The following is a 19,512-nucleotide window of genomic DNA, read 5'->3' as shown; positions in this document are numbered from 1 at the left end:
TTATGTGCGGTATTTTCTCATCCCTTGGTTTTGACATCGATACTCATTATGTGGAGCGTGCGCTAGACGCTTTGCACCACAGGGGTCCTGATGGACGTAGCTCCTACTTTGATCATGAGGAAAAACTCGTTCTGGGTCATACCCGACTGTCCATTATCGATCTTGATAATGGTGGTCAGCCACTGTTCAGCAAAGACGGCAACAAGGTCCTTGTTTGTAATGGCGAGATCTATGATCACGACCGGTTAAGAGCCGAGTTGATCGAAGAGGGTTATTCATTTTCCTCATGTTCGGATTCTGAAGTCATTCTTCATCTTTATGAACGTGATGGGATCGATTTTACCAGCTCCCTGCGGGGCGAATTTGCGTTCATACTATTTGACCGAACTCAACGAAAACTGCATATCTGCCGAGACCGTTTTGGTATTAAGCCGTTGTACTATCATCTGGATCAAACCTGTGGCCTGAAGATAGCCTTCGCCTCGGAAGCCAAGGCCCTTTTCGCGGCTGGCATTCTTGCTCCAAAGCTAGATGTCGTTGCTATTCGCGACATGCTCAGCTTTGTGCCAATGGACAGTATTTTTGAAAATATCAATGTGGTGAAGCCTGCTACGTTGATCACCATCGACCTTGAGCGCTCAAGTCTCGAAAGCCATGTGTACTGGGAACCAGACCTGCTACCTGATGCCTTTGATGCCAAACGGCACGATGAAGCTCAGGTATTGGCAGAACTGAAGCAAAGACTTGAGGAATCCATCTCACTAAGGCTTCGAGCGGACGTGCCCGTGGGCATTTATCTCAGCGGTGGCCTGGATTCGGCGGCGGTCGCTGCGATCGCCGCGAAAATCCTGCCGTCGCCACCCGAAGTTTTTTCCATTTCCTTCAATGAAGATGAGGACTATGACGAAGCAGCCATTGCAATGCGCATGGCCGCGAAAATTGGCGCCAACTTCCATAAAATTCAATGCAGCGAAGACGACCTGCTGGGTAACCTTGAGGATTGCCTCTGGTTCAGTGAAACCCCGGCAGTCAATTACAACGGCGTCGGCAAATACCTGTTATCCAAACTAGCAGCCCAGCATGTCACCTGCGTCCTGACGGGGGAGGGCTCAGACGAACTGTTTCTAGGCTATGCCTACTTCAAGGACCGCAACGAGGGGTTATCGAGTCACGCCTATCGGCGCGCGCCGAAGAAGCCCACAAGAGCGCAAAACCGCTCGGAACAACGGATCAATCGAACCTTCGGGTTCGTTCCTCAGGTCGAGATGATTGATCTTTTTTCTACCAGTACTCAGGCGTTTCTGCACAATCTCTTCGCCAAGTGCAAGCGGCCGATATTGCGCACTACATCGCCGATAAGCCGTTTAACACAACGTATCGACAAAGCGCAGACCGACCCGCTTGAACCGGTCAATAAGATGCAGATGTTCAGCATCAAGGGTTTGCTGTCCCCCTTCATTCTGTCCAATCTTGGGGATCGCCAGGAAATGGCTCACTCCCTTGAAGGTCGAACTCCTTTTTTGGATCATCATTTGTTCGACTGGGCGTGCAAGCTGCCGAACACGCTGAAGATCAAAGACGGTGTAGAAAAATACATTCTTCGTGAGCTGGTCAAAAATGACATTACGGATGAAGTCTATGCTCGCAAGAAGTGGCCCTACATCACGCCTCCCATTTGGGTCGACGCCGGAAGGTCAGAAAAAATGGCCAAGCTGGTCGACACCTATCTAACGCCTCAAGCGATCAAGACCAGCGGGATATTTTCAGCATTTTCCATTCGACTGATGCTCAAGCTGGTGAAAACGCGCGTGGTGCCACGACACCTTCGAGAGAGGCTCAACAACATCCTGCTTTATGTTCTGACCGTACAGATCCTTGACAACCAGTACGTTCAGAATCTCGATACGTGGTTGGAGTCAAGTAAAGCGACCAGGTCTCGTAAAGCGCAAAATGACGTCCCTGTATCGCGCCATCGAGCGCCTCCGATGATGATTCCATAAGCCCATCCGTGCGGACAAAAAAATACCCCGGCCTCTCGACCGGGGTATTTCTTTAAACACAACGCTTTAACTTGATGCCTTCAGCTTGCCGCTGCCTCAGTGATTAACCGCCCCACTCGCCCCCAGACCCGTCTGCGAACGCACGAACTGCGGGAAGAACAGCGCCCGCTCGTTAGCGCCTTCAGCCGACTTGTCGGTGATGGAGAAGAACCAGATGCCGACGAACGCAATGGCCATCGAGAACAGCGCTGGGTATTCGTACGGGAAGATCGCCTTCTCGTGACCCATGATCTGCACCCAGATGGTCGGACCGAGCACCATCAGGCCCACGGCACTGACCAGGCCCAGCCAGCCGCCGATCATCGCGCCACGGGTAGTCAGCTTCTTCCAGTACATCGAAAGCAGCAGTACCGGGAAGTTGCAGCTCGCCGCGATGGAGAACGCCAGGCCCACCATGAACGCGATGTTCTGCTTCTCGAACAGGATGCCCAGGCCGATCGCCAGCACCGCCAGACAGATGGTGGTGATTTTCGAAACCCGAATCTCATCCTTCTCGTTGGCCTTGCCTTTCTTGATCACGCTGGCGTACAGGTCATGGGACACCGCCGAGGCACCGGCCAGGGTCAGCCCCGCTACCACCGCCAGGATGGTCGCGAACGCCACCGCCGAGATGAAGCCCAGGAAGATGCTGCCGCCAACCGCGTTGGACAGATGCACCGCCGCCATGTTGTTGCCGCCCAGCAAGGCACCTGCCGCGTCCTTGAAGGCCGGGTTGGTGCTGACCAGCAGGATCGCGCCGAAGCCGATGATGAAGGTCAGGATGTAGAAGTAGCCGATGAAGCCGGTGGCATACAGCACGCTCTTGCGAGCTTCCTTGGCGTCGCTAACGGTGAAGAAGCGCATCAGGATATGTGGCAGGCCAGCGGTACCGAACATCAGCGCCAGGCCGAGGGAGAAGGCCGAGATCGGATCCTTCACCAGGCCGCCAGGGCTCATGATCGCTTCACCTTTAGGGTGAACCTTGACCGCTTCGGCAAACAGCATGTTGAAGTCGAAGTTGACGTGCTTCATCACCATCAGCGCCATGAACGAAGCACCCGACAGCAACAGCACGGCCTTGATGATTTGTACCCAGGTGGTGGCCAGCATGCCGCCGAACAGCACGTAGAGGCACATCAGGATACCGACCAGGATCACCGCAACGTGGTAGTCCAGGCCGAACAGCAGCTGGATCAGCTTGCCGGCACCGACCATTTGCGCGATCAGGTAGAACGCCACCACCACCAGCGAACCGCAAGCCGACAGGCTGCGGATCTGGGTTTGCCCGAGGCGATAGGACGCCACGTCGGCGAAGGTGTATTTACCTAGGTTGCGCAGACGCTCGGCGATCAGGAACAGAATGATCGGCCAGCCCACCAGGAAGCCGATGGAGTAGATCAGGCCGTCATAACCGGACGTGAACACCAGCGCGGAAATACCCAGGAAGGAAGCCGCCGACATGTAGTCGCCGGCAATCGCCAGGCCGTTCTGGAAGCCGGTGATCTTGCCGCCAGCCGCATAGTAGTCGGCCGCCGAGTTGTTTTTCTTGGACGCCCAGTAGGTGATGTACAGAGTCGCGCCGACGAAGGCCACGAACATCAGGATAGCCGCGACGTTGAGGGGTTGTTTCTGCACAGCCCCCGCCACGGCATCAGCCGCCCAGACGCTCGGTGCGAACGCAGCGATGCTCAAAAGAGCCAGTAGACGCCGGATCATTGCTGAGCCTCCTTGAGAATCGCATTGTTCAGGTCGTCGAACTCGCCATTGGCGCGTCGTACGTAAATGCCGGTCAGGACAAAAGCCGAGAGAATCAGGCCGATCCCGATGGGAATGCCCCAGGTGATCGTTCCCTCAGGCGTGATCTTGGCGCCGAGAATATGCGGCCCGTAGGCAATCAGAAGGATGAATCCCGAGTAAAGCCCTAGCATGATCGCCGAGAGAATCCAGGCGAACTTTTCCCTTTTACTCACCAGCTCCTTGAAGCGCGGGCTGTTTTGTATCGAGAGGTAAATGCTGTCGTTCATTGTTTTTATCCTCGCAGCACAGATTTAAGTTGGAACGAGCCTACTCTATGCGGCTCAAGGCCAGGTTCCAGACGACCTTAGTATTAGAACGACATGACGGTTTTGCCAGTTTCCCGGATATTTTCGCAAGTGCCCCTGCCCTCCTGTGGGAGCGAGCCTGCTCGCGAAAGCTGCTTGCGGGTCAAATGCAGGGTCAGCTGGCAGATCGCTTCGCGAGCAGGCTCGCTCCCACAGGGGTGCGTCGAATTGAGGAATCACGGGCACAAAAAAACCGCATGAACAACTCATGCGGTTTTTCGGAACAGTCAGACCAGGCCGATTACTTGCCGGTCCACTCCTTCACGCGGTCCGGGTGCTTGGCAACCCAATCCTTGGCGGCGGCGTCCGGCTTGGCGCCTTCCTGGATCGCCAGCATGACTTCACCGATTTCGTCTTTCGAGGCCCACTGGAACTTCTTCAGGAACGCGACCACTCCCGGCGCCTTGGCTTCCAGGCCTTTGCTGCCGATGCTGTTTACGGTTTCAGCCGCGCCGTAGACACCCTTCGGATCTTCCAGGAAGCGCAGTTTCCACTTGGCGAACATCCAGTGCGGCACCCAACCGGTGACGGCGATGGACTCTTGTTTCTTCTCGGCACGGGTCAGCTCGGCGATCATGCCGGCGCCGGAACTGGCCTTGAGTTGATAACCGGTCAGGTCGTAGTCCTTGATCGCCTGTTCGGTCTTGAGCATCACGCCTGAACCGGCGTCGATGCCGACGATGCGTTTCTTGAAGGAATCGTCGGTCTTGAGGTCTTCCAGCGACTTGGCCTTGACGTACTCTGGCACGATCAGGCCGATCTTGGCGTCCTTGAAGTTCGGGCCGTAGTCGACCACGTTGTCCTTGTTTTTCGTCCAGTAGTCACCGTGAGTCACCGGCAGCCAGGCCGAAAGCATTGCATCGAGCTTGCCGGTGGCCACGCCCTGCCACATGATCCCGGTCGCCACCGCTTGCAGCTTCACGTCATAACCGAGTTTCTGCTTGATCACTTCGGCCGCCACATGGGTGGTCGCGACGCTGTCGGACCAGCCGTCGACATAACCAATGCTCAGGGTTTTGGTTTCGGCGCTGGCCAGGGTGGAGCTGATCGCCAGTACCAGTGCGGCACCTGCGCCCAAGAGTCGTCGCATCTTCATCGTTACTTCCCCGAAAGTGCTGCGCCCGACGGATGCCGAGCAGCGTCAACGTATTGTTATGGTGCACAGCGCCCCCATCACGCTCACCTGCAAACCGGTTCGAACGCCAGTGGAGTACTGACAGGCTGATCATCAACCTGCGCCGATCTGGAACCTGCTCTGTCTGCGACGCTGAGGCAGCGAGAAACGACATCAGAAAGCCAGCAAGCCATTCCGGGCGTTTCAGACCGCGGATTTCGATCAAATCTTGCATGCCTGAACCAGGCGAGCCGCCAGGTCACTAGCGGTCACCACGCCTCACCGTGTATCGTCCCGCTACTATCGCGACCCGTCCGCGCTTGTTTTGCAGCCGTCATGGCACTTGGCTTCACTTCGGTGGTCATAGGCTGCGAACTTCATTCGGCACCTTCCTCTAAGGGATCCAGACATGCTCCGTTCCTTGCGCTTCGCTGCCTTCGCCGGCGGCCTTATCCTGAGTGCGTCCGCGCTGGCGGTGGATGTCGACGCCGCCAGCTATGGCTACCCCTTGACCAACCCGTTCGAGGCGACCATCGCCACCACGCCGCCGGACCTGCGCCCGGAGCTGCCGCTCAATGAGGACATCAACCAGTCGGACCAGAGCCTGACCCTGCGTCCGGAGCGCGAATTCATCCTGCCGGACAATTTCTGGCCGGTGAAAAGCCTCACCTACCGCATGGCCACCCAGGACAAACCCGCGCCGCTGATCTTCCTGATCGCGGGCACCGGCGCGCGGTATGACAGCACGCTCAACGAGTATTTGAAGCGCCTCTACTACAAGGCCGGCTACCACGTGGTGCAGTTGTCCTCGCCCACCAGTTTCGATTTCATGAGTGCCGCTTCGCGCTTCGCCACGCCAGGCATCACCAAGGAAGACGCCGAAGACATGTATCGCGTGATGCAGGCCGTGCGCGCGCAAAATCCGAAAGTGCCCGTCACCGAGTACTACCTGACCGGCTACAGCCTCGGCGCCCTGGACGCGGCCTTCGTTGCGCACCTGGACGAGACCCGGCGCAGTTTCAACTTCAAGAAAGTCCTGTTGCTGAACCCGCCGGTGAACCTCTACACCTCGATCACCAACCTGGACAAGCTGGTCCAGACCGAGGTCAAGGGCATCAACAGCACCACGACATTCTATGAACTGGTGCTGAACAAACTGACCCGCTACTTCCAGCAGAAAGGCTACATCGACCTCAACGACGCCCTGCTCTATGACTTCCAGCAGTCCAAGCAACACCTGACCAACGAGCAGATGGCGATGCTGATCGGCACCTCGTTCCGTTTCTCGGCGGCCGACATCGCCTTTACCTCGGACCTGATCAACCGTCGCGGCCTGATCATCCCGCCGAAGTTCCCGATCACTGAAAGCACCAGCCTGACGCCGTTCCTCAAGCGCGCGCTGCAATGCGATTTCGACTGCTACCTCACCGAGCAGGTGATCCCGATGTGGCGTGCGCGCACCGACGGCGGCAGCCTGCTGCAACTGGTTGACCAGGTGAGTCTGTACGCGTTGAAGGATTATCTGCAGGCCAGCACGAAAATCGCGGTGATGCACAACGCCGACGATGTGATTCTCGGCCCGGGCGACCTCGGCTTCCTGCGCAAGACTTTTGGCGACCGCCTGACCGTTTATCCACTGGGCGGCCATTGCGGCAACCTTAACTATCGCGTCAACAGCGACGCCATGCTGGAGTTCTTCCGTGGCTAAATACCTCCTGCTTATCGCCGCGTTAATGAGTGCGGGCATGGTCCACGCCGATAACAGCAAGGCCAATGCCCCCGTGGTGGTGGATTCGGACGGCTTCAAGGAGCCGCTGACCAAACTCAAGTTCAACCCGGGCCTGGACCAGCGCGAATTCGAACGCTCGACGCTCAACGCTTTGAACGTCTACGACCCGCTGGAATCGTGGAACCGCCGCGTCTACCACTTCAACTACCGCTTTGACGAATGGGTCTTCCTCCCTGTTGTCGACGGCTACCGCTACGTCACCCCGGCCTTCGTGCGCACCGGCGTCAGCAATTTCTTCAACAACCTGGGGGACGTGCCGAACCTGATGAACAGCCTGCTGCAATTGAAGGGCAAGCGTTCGATGGAAACCACGGCGCGCCTGCTCCTCAATACCACCGTCGGCATCGCCGGCCTCTGGGACCCGGCCACGGCCATGGGCCTGCCGCGCCAGAGCGAGGACTTTGGCCAGACCCTGGGTTTCTATGGTGTGCCCGGCGGCGCGTATTTCGTGCTGCCGATCTTCGGTCCTTCGAACCTGCGCGACACTTCGGGCCTGCTGGTGGACTACACCGCGGAATCGGCGATCAACTTCCTGAACGTCTCGGAGGTCAGCTCCAACCACCCGGAACTGCTGCTGTTGCGCGGCGTGGACAGGCGCTACCAGACCAGCTTCCGCTACGGGCAGCTGAACTCGCCGTTCGAGTATGAGAAGGTGCGGTACGTGTACACCGAGTCGCGCAAGTTGCAGATCGCCGAGTAACTTGCGAACACCATAGAACCCATTGTGGGAGCGAGCTTGCTCGCGATGGCGTCGGTTCAGCTACATTTGCATTGGCTGATACACCGCTATCGCGAGCAAGCTCGCTCCCACAGTTGTTTTGTGTTGCCGGACTCAGCCTTTCAGCGCTTTCCAGATTTTGCCCACGACGAGCACACCCGCCAACACGGCAGCACCCGCGACAATCCCCGCCACCGCATTGAGCAGCATCGGCACGATGAACCCGGCGCCGCCGGCACCAGCCGCCACGCCTTCGATCCAGTGATGCACCGCCGGTACGCCATGGGTCAGGATGCCGCCGCCCACCAGGAACATCGCCGCCGTACCGATCACCGACAGGCTTTTCATCATGTAGGGCGCGGCGCGCAGGATGGCGCCGCCGATGCTTTTGGCGGCCTGCCCTGGCTTTTTGGTCAGCCACAAGCCCAGGTCATCGAGCTTGACGATCCCCGCCACCAGGCCGTACACGCCGACAGTCATGACAATCGCAATGCCCGACAGCACGATAACCTGCTGGGTCAGCGGCGCATCGGCGACAGTGCCGAGGGTGATGGCGATGATTTCCGCCGAGAGAATGAAGTCGGTGCGAACCGCGCCTTTGATCTTGTCCTTTTCGAAGGTCACCAGGTCCACCGCCGGGTCGGCCACCGCCTCCACCAGTTGCGCATGCCCGGCCTGGTCTTCAGCCTTGCTGTGAAGGAACTTGTGGGCGAGTTTTTCGAACCCTTCGAAACACAGGTAGGCGCCACCCACCATCAACAGGGGTGTCACCAGCCAAGGCACGAAGGCACTGATTGCCAGCGCCGACGGCACCAGGATCAGCTTGTTGATGAAGGAACCCTTGGCCACCGCCCAGACCACCGGCAGCTCCCGCTCGGCCCGCACGCCGGAGACTTGCTGGGCATTGAGCGCCAGGTCGTCGCCGAGCACGCCGGCGGTTTTCTTGGCGGCCATCTTGGTCATCAGCGCCACATCGTCGAGCACGGTGGCGATGTCGTCGATCAAAACCAGCAAACTGCTTCCAGCCATGGAGGGGCTCCTTGAACAATAATGCTGCGCAGCATACCGCGAGCGGCGCCGCCTTGGGGCATTCTTGAGCGGCCCGCGAGGCCGGTGCTACCATGCGCCACCGCCAGAACCGGCAAGGAACCCCAGGGTTTATGAGCACTATCCGCGAGCGCAACAAAGAACTGATCCTGCGTGCCGCCAGCGAAGAGTTTGCCGACAAGGGCTTCGCCGCGACCAAAACCAGCGACATCGCGGCCAAGGCGGGCCTGCCCAAACCCAACGTCTACTATTACTTCAAATCCAAGGAGAACCTCTACCGCGAGGTCCTGGAAAGCATCATCGAGCCGATCCTCCAGGCCTCCACGCCCTTCAACGCCGACGGCGAGCCGGGCGAAGTATTGAGCCACTACATCCGCTCCAAGATCCGCATCTCCCGCGACCTGCCCTTCGCCTCGAAAGTCTTCGCCAGTGAAATCATGCACGGCGCCCCGCACCTCAGCGCCGACCTGGTCGAACAACTCAACGCCCAGGCCCGGCACAACATCGACTGCATCCAGACCTGGATCGACCGCGGCCAAATCGCCCCCATCGACCCCAACCACCTGATGTTCAGCATCTGGGCCGCCACCCAGACCTACGCCGATTTCGACTGGCAGATCAGCGCCGTGACCGGCAAGGCCAAGCTCGACGAAGCGGATTACGAAGCGGCGGCGCAGACGATTATCCGGTTGGTTTTGAAGGGGTGTGAGGTGGATCGCTAGGCTCTGGAGCGAGTCGCCGCTTTCGCGAGCAGGCTCGCTCCCACAGGGTTTTGCTGTGAATTCAGAATCTGCGAGCAACCTGAATCCCTTGTGGGAGCGAGCCTGCTCGCGAAGGCAACGCCTCGGTTTCAAGTCAAAGCCAGATGGCATCCCACAGCGGATAGTCGCCAAGCCGCTTCACCAGGCCTGCCCGCAGTGGGTTGGCGACGACATAGCGCGCCATAACTATCAATCCATCCTCCTGCCTCAATGCTCGTTCATGGTATCCCGGCTGCCAAAGGCTGCCTCTATAGCCGGTGGATATGTTTACTGCCCGAGCGCTCAAGGACTTGGTCTTTTGCATCAGCTCGTTCAGTGAGCTTTGTTGCAACTCAACCAGCCAATGAAAATGGTCCGGCATGACCACCCAGGCTAATGACTTTGCCCATCGTTTATCCTCAGCACATCGAAATTGTTCAACGACCAATCTGCCTAAAGCGAAATCATGGAAGACGGGCTTTCGATCAGCCGTGTTAGTGGTCAATAAATAGATTCGATTCAACTCACCGTAGCGGCCGGTTCGCAAGCGGTGTGAAGCGGGTAGGTCAGACATTCCTGCGCCTCCAATGATCAGGTCATCAAAGGCTAGGCCAGTGGATTTTGAACGCCGGACAGACTCTTCGCAGGATGTGTCGGGTAGATCGTCATCGCGAGCAAGCTCGCTCCCACATTGGATTTGCGCATTTCTTAAATTATGTGTCCAACACCCAACCCTGTGGGAGCGAGCTTGCTCGCGATGGCGCCAGTCCAGTCACTACATAATCAAACAACAACCCCCACATCCGCCCTCAACCCCGACACCTCCACCGCCCTGACCGCCACCTGCTCATCCACATCCGAAACATCCCCGCTGACACCAATCGCCCCCAGCACCTTCCCGTCCTGATCCCTGATCAACACTCCGCCCGGTGCCGGCACGATGTTGCTTTGGCCCATGCCGTTCAAAGCGGCAAAGAACGCCGGGCGCTGCTGGGCGTCCTGGGCGAGCAGGCGTGAGCCTTTGCCCAGGGCGATGGCGCCCCAGGCCTTGCCGATGGCGATTTGCGGGCGCAACAGGCTGGCGCCGTCCTCGCGCTGCAAGGCTACGAGGTGTCCGCCGCTGTCCAGGACCGCGACGGTCAAGGGGGCTGCGCTGATCTCGCGGCCTGCGGCAAGGGCTTGCCCCGCCAGGCTGACGGCGATTTTCAAGGTGAGATCGCTCATGGGTGCTGTCCTTCTTTAGTCATGGGAGAGCCTCGAGGCTTTACTTTCAGCAAAACCGAATTCAGCAAATAGAACACAACAAACATAATTTTTGTATACAATAATTTTCACTATCCGTCTTAAACGACAAAAGGCATCAGCAAAATCTGGCATCTGACGAACCAAACAGCTGCTTGAGAAAATCAATTGACCTTAGCCGTCTGCCGTGAATAAACTCCGACCCACAGCCACTTGTATACAATTACAAAACGTAAGAGGCACAAAACAATGAGCAAAATGAGAGCAATCGAAGCCGCCGTCCTGGTGATGCGCCGTGAAGGCGTGGACACCGCCTTCGGCATCCCGGGTGCCGCGATCAACCCGCTGTACTCTGCCCTGCAAAAGGTTGGCGGCATCGATCATGTCCTCGCTCGCCACGTTGAAGGCGCCTCGCACATGGCCGAGGGCTACACCCGGACCAAGGCCGGCAACATCGGCGTGTGCATCGGTACTTCGGGGCCGGCGGGCACTGACATGGTCACTGGCCTCTACAGCGCTTCGGCCGACTCGATTCCGATCCTGTGCATCACCGGACAAGCGCCCCGCGCCCGCATGCACAAGGAAGATTTCCAGGCGGTGGATATCACCAGCATCGTCAAGCCCGTGACCAAATGGGCGACTACCGTGCTGGAGCCGGGACAGGTGCCCTACGCCTTTCAGAAGGCTTTCTTCGAGATGCGCTCCGGCCGTCCGGGCCCGGTGCTGATCGACTTGCCGTTTGACGTGCAGATGGCCGAGATCGAATTCGACATCGACGCCTATCAGCCGCTGCCCCTGGCCAAGCCGGCCGCCAACCGGGTGCAGATCGAGAAGGCCTTGGCGATGCTGAACCAGGCCGAGCGCCCATTGCTGGTGGCGGGTGGCGGCATCATCAATGCCGATGCCAGCGACCTCTTGGTGGAGTTTGCCGAGCTCACCGGCATCCCGGTGATCCCGACCTTGATGGGCTGGGGCACGATCCCGGACGATCATCCGTTGATGGTCGGCATGGTCGGCCTGCAAACCTCGCACCGCTACGGCAACGCCACCTTGCTCAAGTCGGACGTCGTGCTGGGCGTCGGCAACCGTTGGGCCAACCGCCACACCGGTTCGGTGGACGTCTACACCGAAGGCCGCACATTCATTCACGTCGACATCGAACCGACCCAGATCGGCCGGGTGTTCACCCCCGACCTGGGTATCGTTTCCGACGCAGCCTCGGCCCTGACCGTGTTCATCGAAGTGGCCCGCGAATGGCAAGCCGCCGGCAAGCTGAAGAACCGCAGCACCTGGCTTCAGGATTGCCAGCAACGCAAGGCCAGCCTGCAGCGCAAGACCCATTTCGACAACGTGCCGGTGAAGCCGCAGCGCGTCTATGAGGAAATGAACCAGGTGTTCGGCAAGGACACCTGCTATGTCAGCACCATCGGTCTATCGCAGATCGCCGGGGCGCAGTTCCTCCACGTCTACAAACCACGCCACTGGATCAACTGCGGCCAGGCCGGTCCCCTGGGCTGGACCATTCCGGCCGCGCTGGGAGTGGTCAAGGCCGATCCGGATCGCAAGGTCGTGGCGCTGTCGGGCGACTATGATTTCCAGTTCATGATCGAAGAACTGGCGGTGGGCGCACAATTCAAGCTGCCCTACATCCATGTCGTGGTGAACAACTCCTACCTGGGCTTGATCCGCCAGGCTCAGCGCGGCTTCGACATGGACTACTGCGTGCAGCTGTCCTTCGACAACCTCAACGCCCCGGAGCTCAACGGTTATGGCGTGGACCACGTCGCCGTGGCCGAGGGCCTGGGTTGCAAGGCATTGCGGGTGTTCGAGCCGTCAGGTATCCAGCCAGCGCTGCGCAAGGCCCAGGAGATGATCGAAGAGTTCAGGGTGCCAGTGATCGTCGAGATCATCCTTGAGCGGGTGACCAACATTTCCATGGGCACCGAGATCAACGCCGTCAATGAATTTGAAGACCTGGCGCTGGTGGGCAACGATGCACCCACCGCGATTTCATTGCTCGACTGACCTTCTCCTGTGGAAGCGAGCCTGCTCGCGAAGGCGATCTACCCTTTATTGATGTTGAATGACATACCGCTTTCGCGAGCAGGCTCGCTCCCACAAGGGAGGCCTGCCAACTATTTACAGGAGACCACCATGCCGCGTTTCGCCGCCAACCTGTCCATGCTGTTTACCGAGCAGGATTTCCTCGCCCGTTTCGAAGCGGCCGCCAAGGCCGGTTTCAGTGGTGTCGAGTACCTGTTCCCCTACGACTACAGCTCCGCCGAACTCAAGGCCCTGCTCGACGCCTATGGCCTGACCCAAGTGCTGTTCAACCTGCCGGCCGGCGACTGGGCCAAGGGTGAGCGCGGTATCGCCTGCCTGCCGGATCGGGTCGAGGAGTTCCGCGCCGGGGTCGACCTGGCGATTGCCTATGCCAAGGTGTTGGGCAACACCCAGGTCAATTGCCTGGCCGGGATCCGTTCGCAGAAGTGCGACGAAGCGCTGGCGGAAAAAACCTTCGTCGCCAACCTGAAGTACGCCGCCGAAAAGCTCCAGGGCGCCGGCATCAAGCTGGTGATGGAAGCCATCAACACCCGCGACATCCCGGGTTTTTTCCTGAACAACACCGCCCAGGCCCTGTCGATCCGCGAACAGGTGGGCAGCGCCAACCTGTTCCTGCAATACGACATCTATCACATGCAAATCATGGAAGGCGACCTGGCCCGGACGCTGTCGGCGCACCTGGGCGAAATCAACCATGTGCAACTGGCGGACAACCCGGGCCGCAACGAGCCCGGCACCGGCGAGATCAATTATCGGTTCCTGTTCGAACACCTGGATCGCATTGGTTATCAGGGTTGGATCGGCTGTGAATACAAGCCGCTCACCACGACCGAAGCGGGACTGGGCTGGTTGAAAAGCCATAACGCGATCTGATCCAGCTCTCCCTTTGTGGGAGCGAGCTTGCTCGCGATAGCGGTGTTCCAGCCAACCTCTTCGGTGAAGGTGAAACCGTCATCGCGAGCAAGCTCGCTCCCACAGAAAAGCAGTTCTTCATCGGCTGAAGCAGCGATAACAACAAGAGGATTTTCCACATGGCTAAAATCGGATTCATCGGCACCGGCATCATGGGCCACCCCATGGCACTGAACCTGCAAAAGGCCGGTCACAGCCTGTTCCTGACCCAGCATCACGACGCTGCCCCGGCCGACCTCGTGGCAGGCGGCGCGGTGGCGCTGGCCAACCCGAAGGAAGTCGCCCAGGAGGCCGAATTCATCATCGTCATGGTCCCGGATACCCCACAGGTCGAGGACGTGCTGTTCCGCGCCGACGGCGTAGCGGCCGGCGTGGGCGCGGGCAAGGTGGTGATCGACATGAGTTCGATCTCCCCCACCGCCACCAAGGCGTTCGCGGCGAAGATCAATGAAAAAGGCGCGCAGTACCTCGACGCCCCGGTGTCCGGCGGTGAAGTCGGCGCCAAGGCCGCGACCCTGAGCATCATGGTCGGTGGCGACAGCGCCGCGTTCGAGCGTGCGCTGCCACTGTTCCAGGCGATGGGCAAGAACATCACCCTGGTGGGCGGCAACGGCGATGGCCAGACCGCCAAGGTGGCGAACCAGATCATCGTCGCGCTGAACATCCAGGCCGTGGCCGAGGCCCTGCTGTTCGCCTCGAAGAATGGCGCCGACCCGGCCAAGGTCCGTGAAGCGTTGATGGGCGGTTTCGCCTCGTCGAAGATCCTCGAAGTACACGGTGAGCGCATGATCAAGGGCACCTTCGACCCGGGCTTCCGCATCAGCCTGCACCAGAAGGACCTGAACCTGGCCCTGCAAGGCGCCAGGGAGCTGAACATCAACCTGCCCAACACCGCCAACGCCCAGCAAGTGTTCAGCACCTGCGCGGCCATGGGTGGCAGCAATTGGGACCACTCGGCGCTGATCAAGGGGCTGGAGCATATGGCCAATTTCTCGATTCGCGATAACTGACATAGCCGACACCCTGTGGGAGCGAGCCCGCTCGCGAAGGCGGTCAACCTGCCAATCAAGCGTTGACTGACACACCGCCTTCGCGAGCAGGCTCGCTCCCACAGGTAACCGAGTCGCCTCAGCCAATAATAAAAATCGGGAGCCCGCCATGTCGGTCGATCCGCAACAATTGCTGCGCGAGCTGTTTGCCACGGCCATCGACGCGGCCCATCCGCAGCACGTCCTCGAACAGTACCTGCCCGCTGACCGCAGCGGTCGGGTGATCGTCATCGGTGCCGGCAAGGCCGCCGCGGCCATGGCGCAAGTGGTCGAGCGCTGCTGGCGCGGCGAAGTCAGCGGCCTGGTGGTGACCCGCTACGGCCATGGCGCGCCCTGCGAGAAAATCGAAGTGGTCGAGGCCGCTCATCCAGTACCGGACGCCGCTGGCCTGGAAGTGGCCGGACGGGTGCTCGAACTCGTCAGCAACCTCAACGAAGACGACCGGGTGATCTTCCTGCTGTCCGGCGGGGGCTCGGCGTTGCTGGCCTTGCCGGCGGCCGGCATCACCCTGGCCGACAAGCAATCGATCAACAAGGCCCTGCTCAAGTCCGGCGCCACCATTGGCGAGATGAATTGCGTGCGCAAGCACCTCTCGGCGATCAAGGGAGGCCGACTGGGCAAGGCCTGCTGGCCGGCGACCGTCTACACCTACGCGATTTCCGATGTGCCCGGCGATCTCGCCACGGTTATCGCCTCCGGCCCCACCGTGGCCGACCCCAGCACTTCGGCCGACGCGCTGGCGATTCTCAAGCGCTACGGCATGGAGATCCCGGCCTCGGTGCGCACCTGGCTGCAAAGTCCGGAATCGGAGACCGTCAAGCCCGGCGACCCGAGCCTGACGCGCAGTCATTTCCAGCTCATCGCCCGCCCTCAGCAATCCCTCGAAGCCGCGGCGGTGAAGGCTCGCCAGGCCGGTTTCAGCCCATTGATCCTCGGTGACCTGGAAGGCGAATCCCGGGACGTGGCGAAGGTCCATGCCGGCATCGCCCGGCAAATCGCCCTCCACGGCCAGCCCTTGGCTGCGCCGTGCGTGATCCTTTCCGGCGGCGAAACCACGGTCACCGTGCGCGGCAATGGCCGTGGCGGGCGCAACGCCGAGTTCCTGCTGAGCCTGACCGACAGCCTCAAGGGCCACCCCGGCATCTATGCACTGGCGGGCGACACCGACGGCATCGACGGCTCCGAAGACAATGCCGGCGCCATCATGACCCCGGACAGCTATCGCCGCGCCACCGAGCTGGGCCTGAACGCCAGTGATGAACTGGATAACAACAACGGCTACGGCTACTTCGCCGCGCTGGACGGGTTGATCGTCACCGAGCCGACCCGCACCAATGTCAACGATTTTCGCGCCATCCTGATCCTCGAGAACCCGAAAAATGACGCCTGACAAGAAGGTCAAGATCCTCGCGACACTCGGCCCCGCCACCCGTGGGATCGATGACATCCGCGAACTGGTGCAGGCCGGAGTGAACATCTTTCGCCTGAACTTCAGCCACGGCGACCACGCCGACCACGCCCAGCGCTACCAGTGGATCCGCGAAGTCGAGCAGCAGCTCAATTACCCGCTGGGCATCCTGATGGACCTGCAAGGACCAAAACTGCGGGTCGGCAAGTTCGCCGATGGCAAGGTGCTGTTGCAGCGCGGTCAAGCCTTGCGTCTGGACCTGGACCCGACGCCAGGCGATCAGCGTCGGGTCAACCTGCCCCACCCGGAAATCATCGCCGCGCTGGAGCCGGGCATGGACTTGCTGCTCGATGACGGCAAGCTGCGCCTGCGGGTAACCGCCAGACACACCGACGCCATTGATACCGAGGTGCTCAACGGTGGCGAACTGTCGGACCGCAAGGGCGTGAACGTGCCCCAGGCCGTGCTCGACCTGAGCCCGCTGACCGCCAAGGACCGCCGCGACCTGAGTTTCGGCCTGGAGCTGGGCGTGGACTGGGTGGCGCTGTCGTTCGTGCAGCGTCCCGAGGACATTCGCGAAGCCCGCGCGCTGATCGGCGACAAGGCGTTCCTGATGGCCAAGATCGAGAAGCCCTCGGCCGTCGCGCAACTGCGGGAAATCGCCGAACTGAGCGACGCGATCATGGTTGCCCGAGGTGACCTGGGCGTCGAGGTGCCGGCCGAGAGCGTGCCGCAGATTCAGAAAAACATCATCGGCACCTGCCGCGCCCTCGGCAAACCGGTGGTGGTGGCGACACAGATGCTTGAGTCGATGCGCTTCTCCCCGGCGCCGACCCGCGCCGAAGTCACCGATGTCGCCAACGCCGTGGCCGAAGGTGCCGACGCGGTGATGCTGTCGGCGGAAACCGCCTCGGGCGACTATCCCCTCGAAGCCGTGCAGATGATGAGCAAGATCATCCGCCAGGTGGAAAACGGCCCGGACTACCAGGCACAACTCGACGTCAGCCGACCGAAAGCCGAGGCCACGGTGTCGGACGCCATCAGTTGCGCGATCCGCCGGATCAGCAACGTGCTGCCCGTGGCGGTGCTGGTCAACTACAGCGAGTCGGGCAGCTCCAGCCTGCGGGCGGCGCGGGAACGGCCGACGGTGCCGATCCTCAACCTGACGCCCAACCTGCAGGCGGCCCGTCGCCTGACCGTCGCGTGGGGCGTGCATTCGGTGGTCAACGATCGGCTGCGGCAGGTGGACGAAGTGTGTTCCACCGCGCTGGAAATCGCCCAGGCCCAGGGCATGGCCCAGCGTGGCGACACCCTGCTGATTACCGCCGGCGTGCCGTTCGGGCAGCCGGGGTCGACCAACTCGCTGCGTATCGAGACCCTCATCTAGCGCCTGTACTGGCCCCTTCGCGAGCAGGCTCGCTCCCACAGGGTTTTGTGATCGCCGCAAATCCAGTGTGGGAGCGAGCCTGCTCGCGATGAAGTCGACCCGATCCCTCTGACACACACCAACCATGCCCAACACCCACTGCCCAGACTGGGCCACCGCCCTGCTCAACGGCTTCAGCCAGATTTTCCTCCAGCGCCATCCCCTGTGCGGCCTGTTCTGCCTCTTGGCGATTCTGCTCACCGCGCCAGCGTTGTTCGGCGGCGCGCTACTGGGCGGCGTGGCCGGATTGCTGACGGCCCAACGACGTGGTTATGCCAAGGAGGATCGGCAGGCCGGGCTGTTCAGCTATAACGGCATCCTGCTGGGTTTGCTGCTGAGCCTGGCATTGCCTTGGTCAGCCCTGTTGCCGCCATTGATCATCGCCGCTGGCGGCCTCAGCGCAATGCTCACCCAACAGTGGCTCAAGCGCACCCGAGGCCCACGCTGCCTGCCCGCCTACACCGCGCCTTTCGTCGGGCTCGGCTGGTTGCTGCTGGGTCTCGCCCCGCCTGCGCCCTCGCCCGCTGCACTGGAGCAGACACTCCCCAACCTGTTGCTTGCCCCGCTTAACGGCCTCGGCCAGGTCATGTTTCTCGACCAGCCCCTGGCTGGTGTGCTGATCACCATCGGCCTGCTGATCGCCAACCGTCGCGCCGTCGGCTGGGCGCTGTTCGGTTCCGTCGCAGGCTTTGCCTTCGCCTGGCTGCACGATTGCCCGCACACCTTGTCCGGCCTGGGCGGCTACAACCCGGCCTTGGTGGCCGTGGCCCTCGGCCAACAGGCACGCGGGCCATGGCAGCCGCTGGCGGGCGTGCTGCTGGCGGTCCTTCTCGCACCGGGTTTCGCGGCGCTGGGCGTGGCGCCATTGACGGCGCCATTCATTCTCGCGTGCTGGCTGGTGCATGCCACCGCGCGGCTTTGGCACCCAGGCTGTCTCGACATCGCGCCTTGCGCTCTGCGGGGCAATCACCCTAGGCTGCGCTGATCATTGGTGCAGGCGAAGGTTATGGACAGCAATAACAACTGGCGTGAACGCCTCTACGTGATCATTTTCCAGACCGACACGGTGGCCGGCCGCCGCTTCGACAGCACGCTGCTGTTGATCATCCTTGCGAGCCTGGTGATCGTGATGCTCGACAGCATCGACAGCGTGCACAAGAACTACGCGGCCCTGCTGGCCTACATCGAGTGGGGTTTCACGTTGATTTTCATCGTTGAATACGGCCTGCGCCTGTACTGCTCGCCCAAGCCGCTGCGCTATGCGTTCAGCTTTTATGGCCTGGTGGACCTGCTGGCGATCGTGCCGGGCATCCTCGCGTTGTACTACAGCGATGCCCAGTACCTGCTGATCGTACGGATCATCCGCATGCTGCGGATTTTCCGCGTTCTCAAGCTCAGCCCCTACCTCAAGCAGGCCAACTATCTATTGGCCGCACTGCGCGGCAGCAAGCAGAAAATCATCGTGTTCCTGGTCAGCGTGTCGACCCTGGTGACGGTGTTTGGCACCCTGATGTATGTCATCGAAGGCCCCGAGCATGGTTTCACCAGCATTCCCAAGGGCATCTATTGGGCTATCGTGACATTGACCACCGTAGGCTTCGGCGACATCGTGCCGAAGACGCCGCTGGGCCAAGTGGTTTCGTCCCTGGTGATGATTACCGGCTACTCGATCATCGCCGTACCGACGGGTATCTTCACTGCGGAACTGGCCACCGCCATGCGCGGTGACCAGCTCAAGCACAATTGCCCGGTGTGCAGCAAAAACAACCACGACCATGGCGCTGCTTTCTGTTCTCGTTGCGGTAACGCACTGTTTAAGAAATTGGAATAAGCAAAGCACTTTTTAATTCTTGATGACCTAT

General features: G+C 60.4%; 17 protein-coding genes. 11 read left to right on the top strand and 6 right to left on the bottom strand.

Annotated features, from left to right (window positions below; all coding sequences use genetic code 11):
• The first annotated feature begins 2 nt into the window (after positions 1-2).
• The gene (asnB, locus tag J3P86_RS07480) at positions 3-2,000 is read left to right on the top strand and encodes an asparagine synthase (glutamine-hydrolyzing) (protein ID WP_434625273.1); all 1,998 of its coding nucleotides are present in this window, start codon (positions 3-5) and stop codon (positions 1,998-2,000) included.
• Positions 2,001-2,096: 96 nt separating this feature from the next.
• Here the strand turns inward: asnB and J3P86_RS07475 are convergent, their stop codons facing one another.
• The 3 genes from J3P86_RS07475 to J3P86_RS07465 all read right to left on the bottom strand — a co-directional run bounded on the left by J3P86_RS07475 (position 2,097) and on the right by J3P86_RS07465 (position 5,237).
• Positions 2,097-3,755 (bottom strand): cation acetate symporter, encoded by a 1,659-nt coding sequence (locus tag J3P86_RS07475; protein ID WP_434569409.1) that lies wholly within the window; start codon positions 3,753-3,755, stop codon positions 2,097-2,099.
• The gene (locus tag J3P86_RS07470; protein ID WP_305496111.1) at positions 3,752-4,063 is read right to left on the bottom strand and encodes a DUF485 domain-containing protein; all 312 of its coding nucleotides are present in this window, start codon (positions 4,061-4,063) and stop codon (positions 3,752-3,754) included. Before J3P86_RS07470 ends, J3P86_RS07475 begins: the two co-directional genes overlap by 4 nt.
• Before the next feature lie 319 nt (positions 4,064-4,382).
• The gene (locus tag J3P86_RS07465; protein ID WP_434699814.1) at positions 4,383-5,237 is read right to left on the bottom strand and encodes a glycine betaine ABC transporter substrate-binding protein; all 855 of its coding nucleotides are present in this window, start codon (positions 5,235-5,237) and stop codon (positions 4,383-4,385) included.
• Positions 5,238-5,664: 427 nt separating this feature from the next.
• Here J3P86_RS07465 and J3P86_RS07460 point away from each other — a divergent pair, with 427 nt between their 5' ends.
• Both J3P86_RS07460 and J3P86_RS07455 read left to right on the top strand, forming a co-directional pair.
• Positions 5,665-6,963 carry a serine/threonine protein kinase gene (locus J3P86_RS07460; RefSeq protein WP_434695532.1) on the top strand — a complete coding sequence of 433 codons (1,299 nt, stop codon included), beginning with the start codon at positions 5,665-5,667 and terminating at the stop codon, positions 6,961-6,963.
• On the top strand, positions 6,956-7,744 hold the full coding sequence (locus J3P86_RS07455) for an MlaA family lipoprotein (protein WP_434699813.1): 789 nt from the start codon (positions 6,956-6,958) through the stop codon (positions 7,742-7,744). The genes J3P86_RS07460 and J3P86_RS07455 overlap by 8 nt, the downstream gene beginning before the upstream one ends.
• A gap of 132 nt (positions 7,745-7,876) precedes the next feature.
• On the opposite strand, the gene J3P86_RS07450 is transcribed toward J3P86_RS07455, so the two are convergent.
• Complete coding sequence (locus J3P86_RS07450; protein WP_434699812.1) at positions 7,877-8,791, bottom strand: DUF808 domain-containing protein; 915 nt, start codon at positions 8,789-8,791, stop codon at positions 7,877-7,879.
• A 131-nt stretch (positions 8,792-8,922) separates the two neighbouring features.
• Between J3P86_RS07450 and J3P86_RS07445 the strand changes: the two genes are divergently transcribed.
• Positions 8,923-9,531 carry a TetR/AcrR family transcriptional regulator gene (locus tag J3P86_RS07445; protein ID WP_198798355.1) on the top strand — a complete coding sequence of 203 codons (609 nt, stop codon included), beginning with the start codon at positions 8,923-8,925 and terminating at the stop codon, positions 9,529-9,531.
• 133 nt (positions 9,532-9,664) lie between these two features.
• On the opposite strand, the gene J3P86_RS07440 is transcribed toward J3P86_RS07445, so the two are convergent.
• Together J3P86_RS07440 and J3P86_RS07435 are read right to left on the bottom strand one after the other, a co-directional pair.
• Positions 9,665-10,123 carry an REP-associated tyrosine transposase gene (locus tag J3P86_RS07440; protein ID WP_434699811.1) on the bottom strand — a complete coding sequence of 153 codons (459 nt, stop codon included), beginning with the start codon at positions 10,121-10,123 and terminating at the stop codon, positions 9,665-9,667.
• A 209-nt stretch (positions 10,124-10,332) separates the two neighbouring features.
• A complete protein-coding gene (locus tag J3P86_RS07435) occupies positions 10,333-10,773 on the bottom strand; it encodes a GlcG/HbpS family heme-binding protein (RefSeq protein ID WP_434699810.1) in 441 nt (146 codons plus the stop codon).
• A gap of 267 nt (positions 10,774-11,040) precedes the next feature.
• Between J3P86_RS07435 and gcl the strand changes: the two genes are divergently transcribed.
• The 7 genes from gcl (at position 11,041) to J3P86_RS07400 (ending at position 19,481) form a co-directional block, all read left to right on the top strand.
• Positions 11,041-12,816 (top strand): glyoxylate carboligase, encoded by a 1,776-nt coding sequence (gcl, locus tag J3P86_RS07430; protein ID WP_434699809.1) that lies wholly within the window; start codon positions 11,041-11,043, stop codon positions 12,814-12,816.
• A 129-nt stretch (positions 12,817-12,945) separates the two neighbouring features.
• Positions 12,946-13,728, top strand: a complete 783-nt coding sequence (hyi, locus tag J3P86_RS07425; RefSeq protein ID WP_434699808.1) for a hydroxypyruvate isomerase — start codon at positions 12,946-12,948, stop codon at positions 13,726-13,728.
• 158 nt (positions 13,729-13,886) lie between these two features.
• A complete protein-coding gene (locus J3P86_RS07420) occupies positions 13,887-14,777 on the top strand; it encodes a 2-hydroxy-3-oxopropionate reductase (protein ID WP_434699807.1) in 891 nt (296 codons plus the stop codon).
• A gap of 148 nt (positions 14,778-14,925) precedes the next feature.
• The gene (locus tag J3P86_RS07415) at positions 14,926-16,206 is read left to right on the top strand and encodes a glycerate kinase type-2 family protein (RefSeq protein ID WP_434699806.1); all 1,281 of its coding nucleotides are present in this window, start codon (positions 14,926-14,928) and stop codon (positions 16,204-16,206) included.
• Positions 16,196-17,611 carry a pyruvate kinase gene (gene pyk / locus J3P86_RS07410; protein ID WP_434625296.1) on the top strand — a complete coding sequence of 472 codons (1,416 nt, stop codon included), beginning with the start codon at positions 16,196-16,198 and terminating at the stop codon, positions 17,609-17,611. Before J3P86_RS07415 ends, pyk begins: the two co-directional genes overlap by 11 nt.
• Positions 17,612-17,735: 124 nt before the next feature.
• On the top strand, positions 17,736-18,635 hold the full coding sequence (locus J3P86_RS07405; protein ID WP_434699804.1) for an urea transporter: 900 nt from the start codon (positions 17,736-17,738) through the stop codon (positions 18,633-18,635).
• A gap of 21 nt (positions 18,636-18,656) precedes the next feature.
• Complete coding sequence (locus J3P86_RS07400; RefSeq protein WP_434625300.1) at positions 18,657-19,481, top strand: ion transporter; 825 nt, start codon at positions 18,657-18,659, stop codon at positions 19,479-19,481.
• Positions 19,482-19,512: the final 31 nt, after the last annotated feature.

The organism is Pseudomonas sp. D1-1, assembly GCF_051132225.1.
Taxonomy (GTDB): Bacteria; Pseudomonadota; Gammaproteobacteria; order Pseudomonadales; family Pseudomonadaceae; genus Aquipseudomonas.
Note: the sequence above shows the minus strand (reverse complement) of the source record. Positions and strands in the feature narration are given on the sequence as shown.

Bases quoted from the DNA above. Each gene is read 5' to 3' on its own strand.
- asnB (WP_434625273.1), top strand. From the start codon at position 3: ATGTGCGGTATTTTCTCATCCCTTGGTTTTGACATCGATACTCATTAT.
- J3P86_RS07475 (WP_434569409.1), bottom strand. From the start codon at position 3,755: ATGATCCGGCGTCTACTGGCTCTTTTGAGCATCGCTGCGTTCGCACCG.
- J3P86_RS07470 (WP_305496111.1), bottom strand. From the start codon at position 4,063: ATGAACGACAGCATTTACCTCTCGATACAAAACAGCCCGCGCTTCAAG.
- J3P86_RS07465 (WP_434699814.1), bottom strand. From the start codon at position 5,237: ATGAAGATGCGACGACTCTTGGGCGCAGGTGCCGCACTGGTACTGGCG.
- J3P86_RS07460 (WP_434695532.1), top strand. From the start codon at position 5,665: ATGCTCCGTTCCTTGCGCTTCGCTGCCTTCGCCGGCGGCCTTATCCTG.
- J3P86_RS07450 (WP_434699812.1), bottom strand. From the start codon at position 8,791: ATGGCTGGAAGCAGTTTGCTGGTTTTGATCGACGACATCGCCACCGTG.
- J3P86_RS07445 (WP_198798355.1), top strand. From the start codon at position 8,923: ATGAGCACTATCCGCGAGCGCAACAAAGAACTGATCCTGCGTGCCGCC.
- J3P86_RS07440 (WP_434699811.1), bottom strand. From the start codon at position 10,123: ATGTCTGACCTACCCGCTTCACACCGCTTGCGAACCGGCCGCTACGGT.
- J3P86_RS07435 (WP_434699810.1), bottom strand. From the start codon at position 10,773: ATGAGCGATCTCACCTTGAAAATCGCCGTCAGCCTGGCGGGGCAAGCC.
- gcl (WP_434699809.1), top strand. From the start codon at position 11,041: ATGAGCAAAATGAGAGCAATCGAAGCCGCCGTCCTGGTGATGCGCCGT.
- hyi (WP_434699808.1), top strand. From the start codon at position 12,946: ATGCCGCGTTTCGCCGCCAACCTGTCCATGCTGTTTACCGAGCAGGAT.
- J3P86_RS07420 (WP_434699807.1), top strand. From the start codon at position 13,887: ATGGCTAAAATCGGATTCATCGGCACCGGCATCATGGGCCACCCCATG.
- J3P86_RS07415 (WP_434699806.1), top strand. From the start codon at position 14,926: ATGTCGGTCGATCCGCAACAATTGCTGCGCGAGCTGTTTGCCACGGCC.
- pyk (WP_434625296.1), top strand. From the start codon at position 16,196: ATGACGCCTGACAAGAAGGTCAAGATCCTCGCGACACTCGGCCCCGCC.
- J3P86_RS07405 (WP_434699804.1), top strand. From the start codon at position 17,736: ATGCCCAACACCCACTGCCCAGACTGGGCCACCGCCCTGCTCAACGGC.
- J3P86_RS07400 (WP_434625300.1), top strand. From the start codon at position 18,657: ATGGACAGCAATAACAACTGGCGTGAACGCCTCTACGTGATCATTTTC.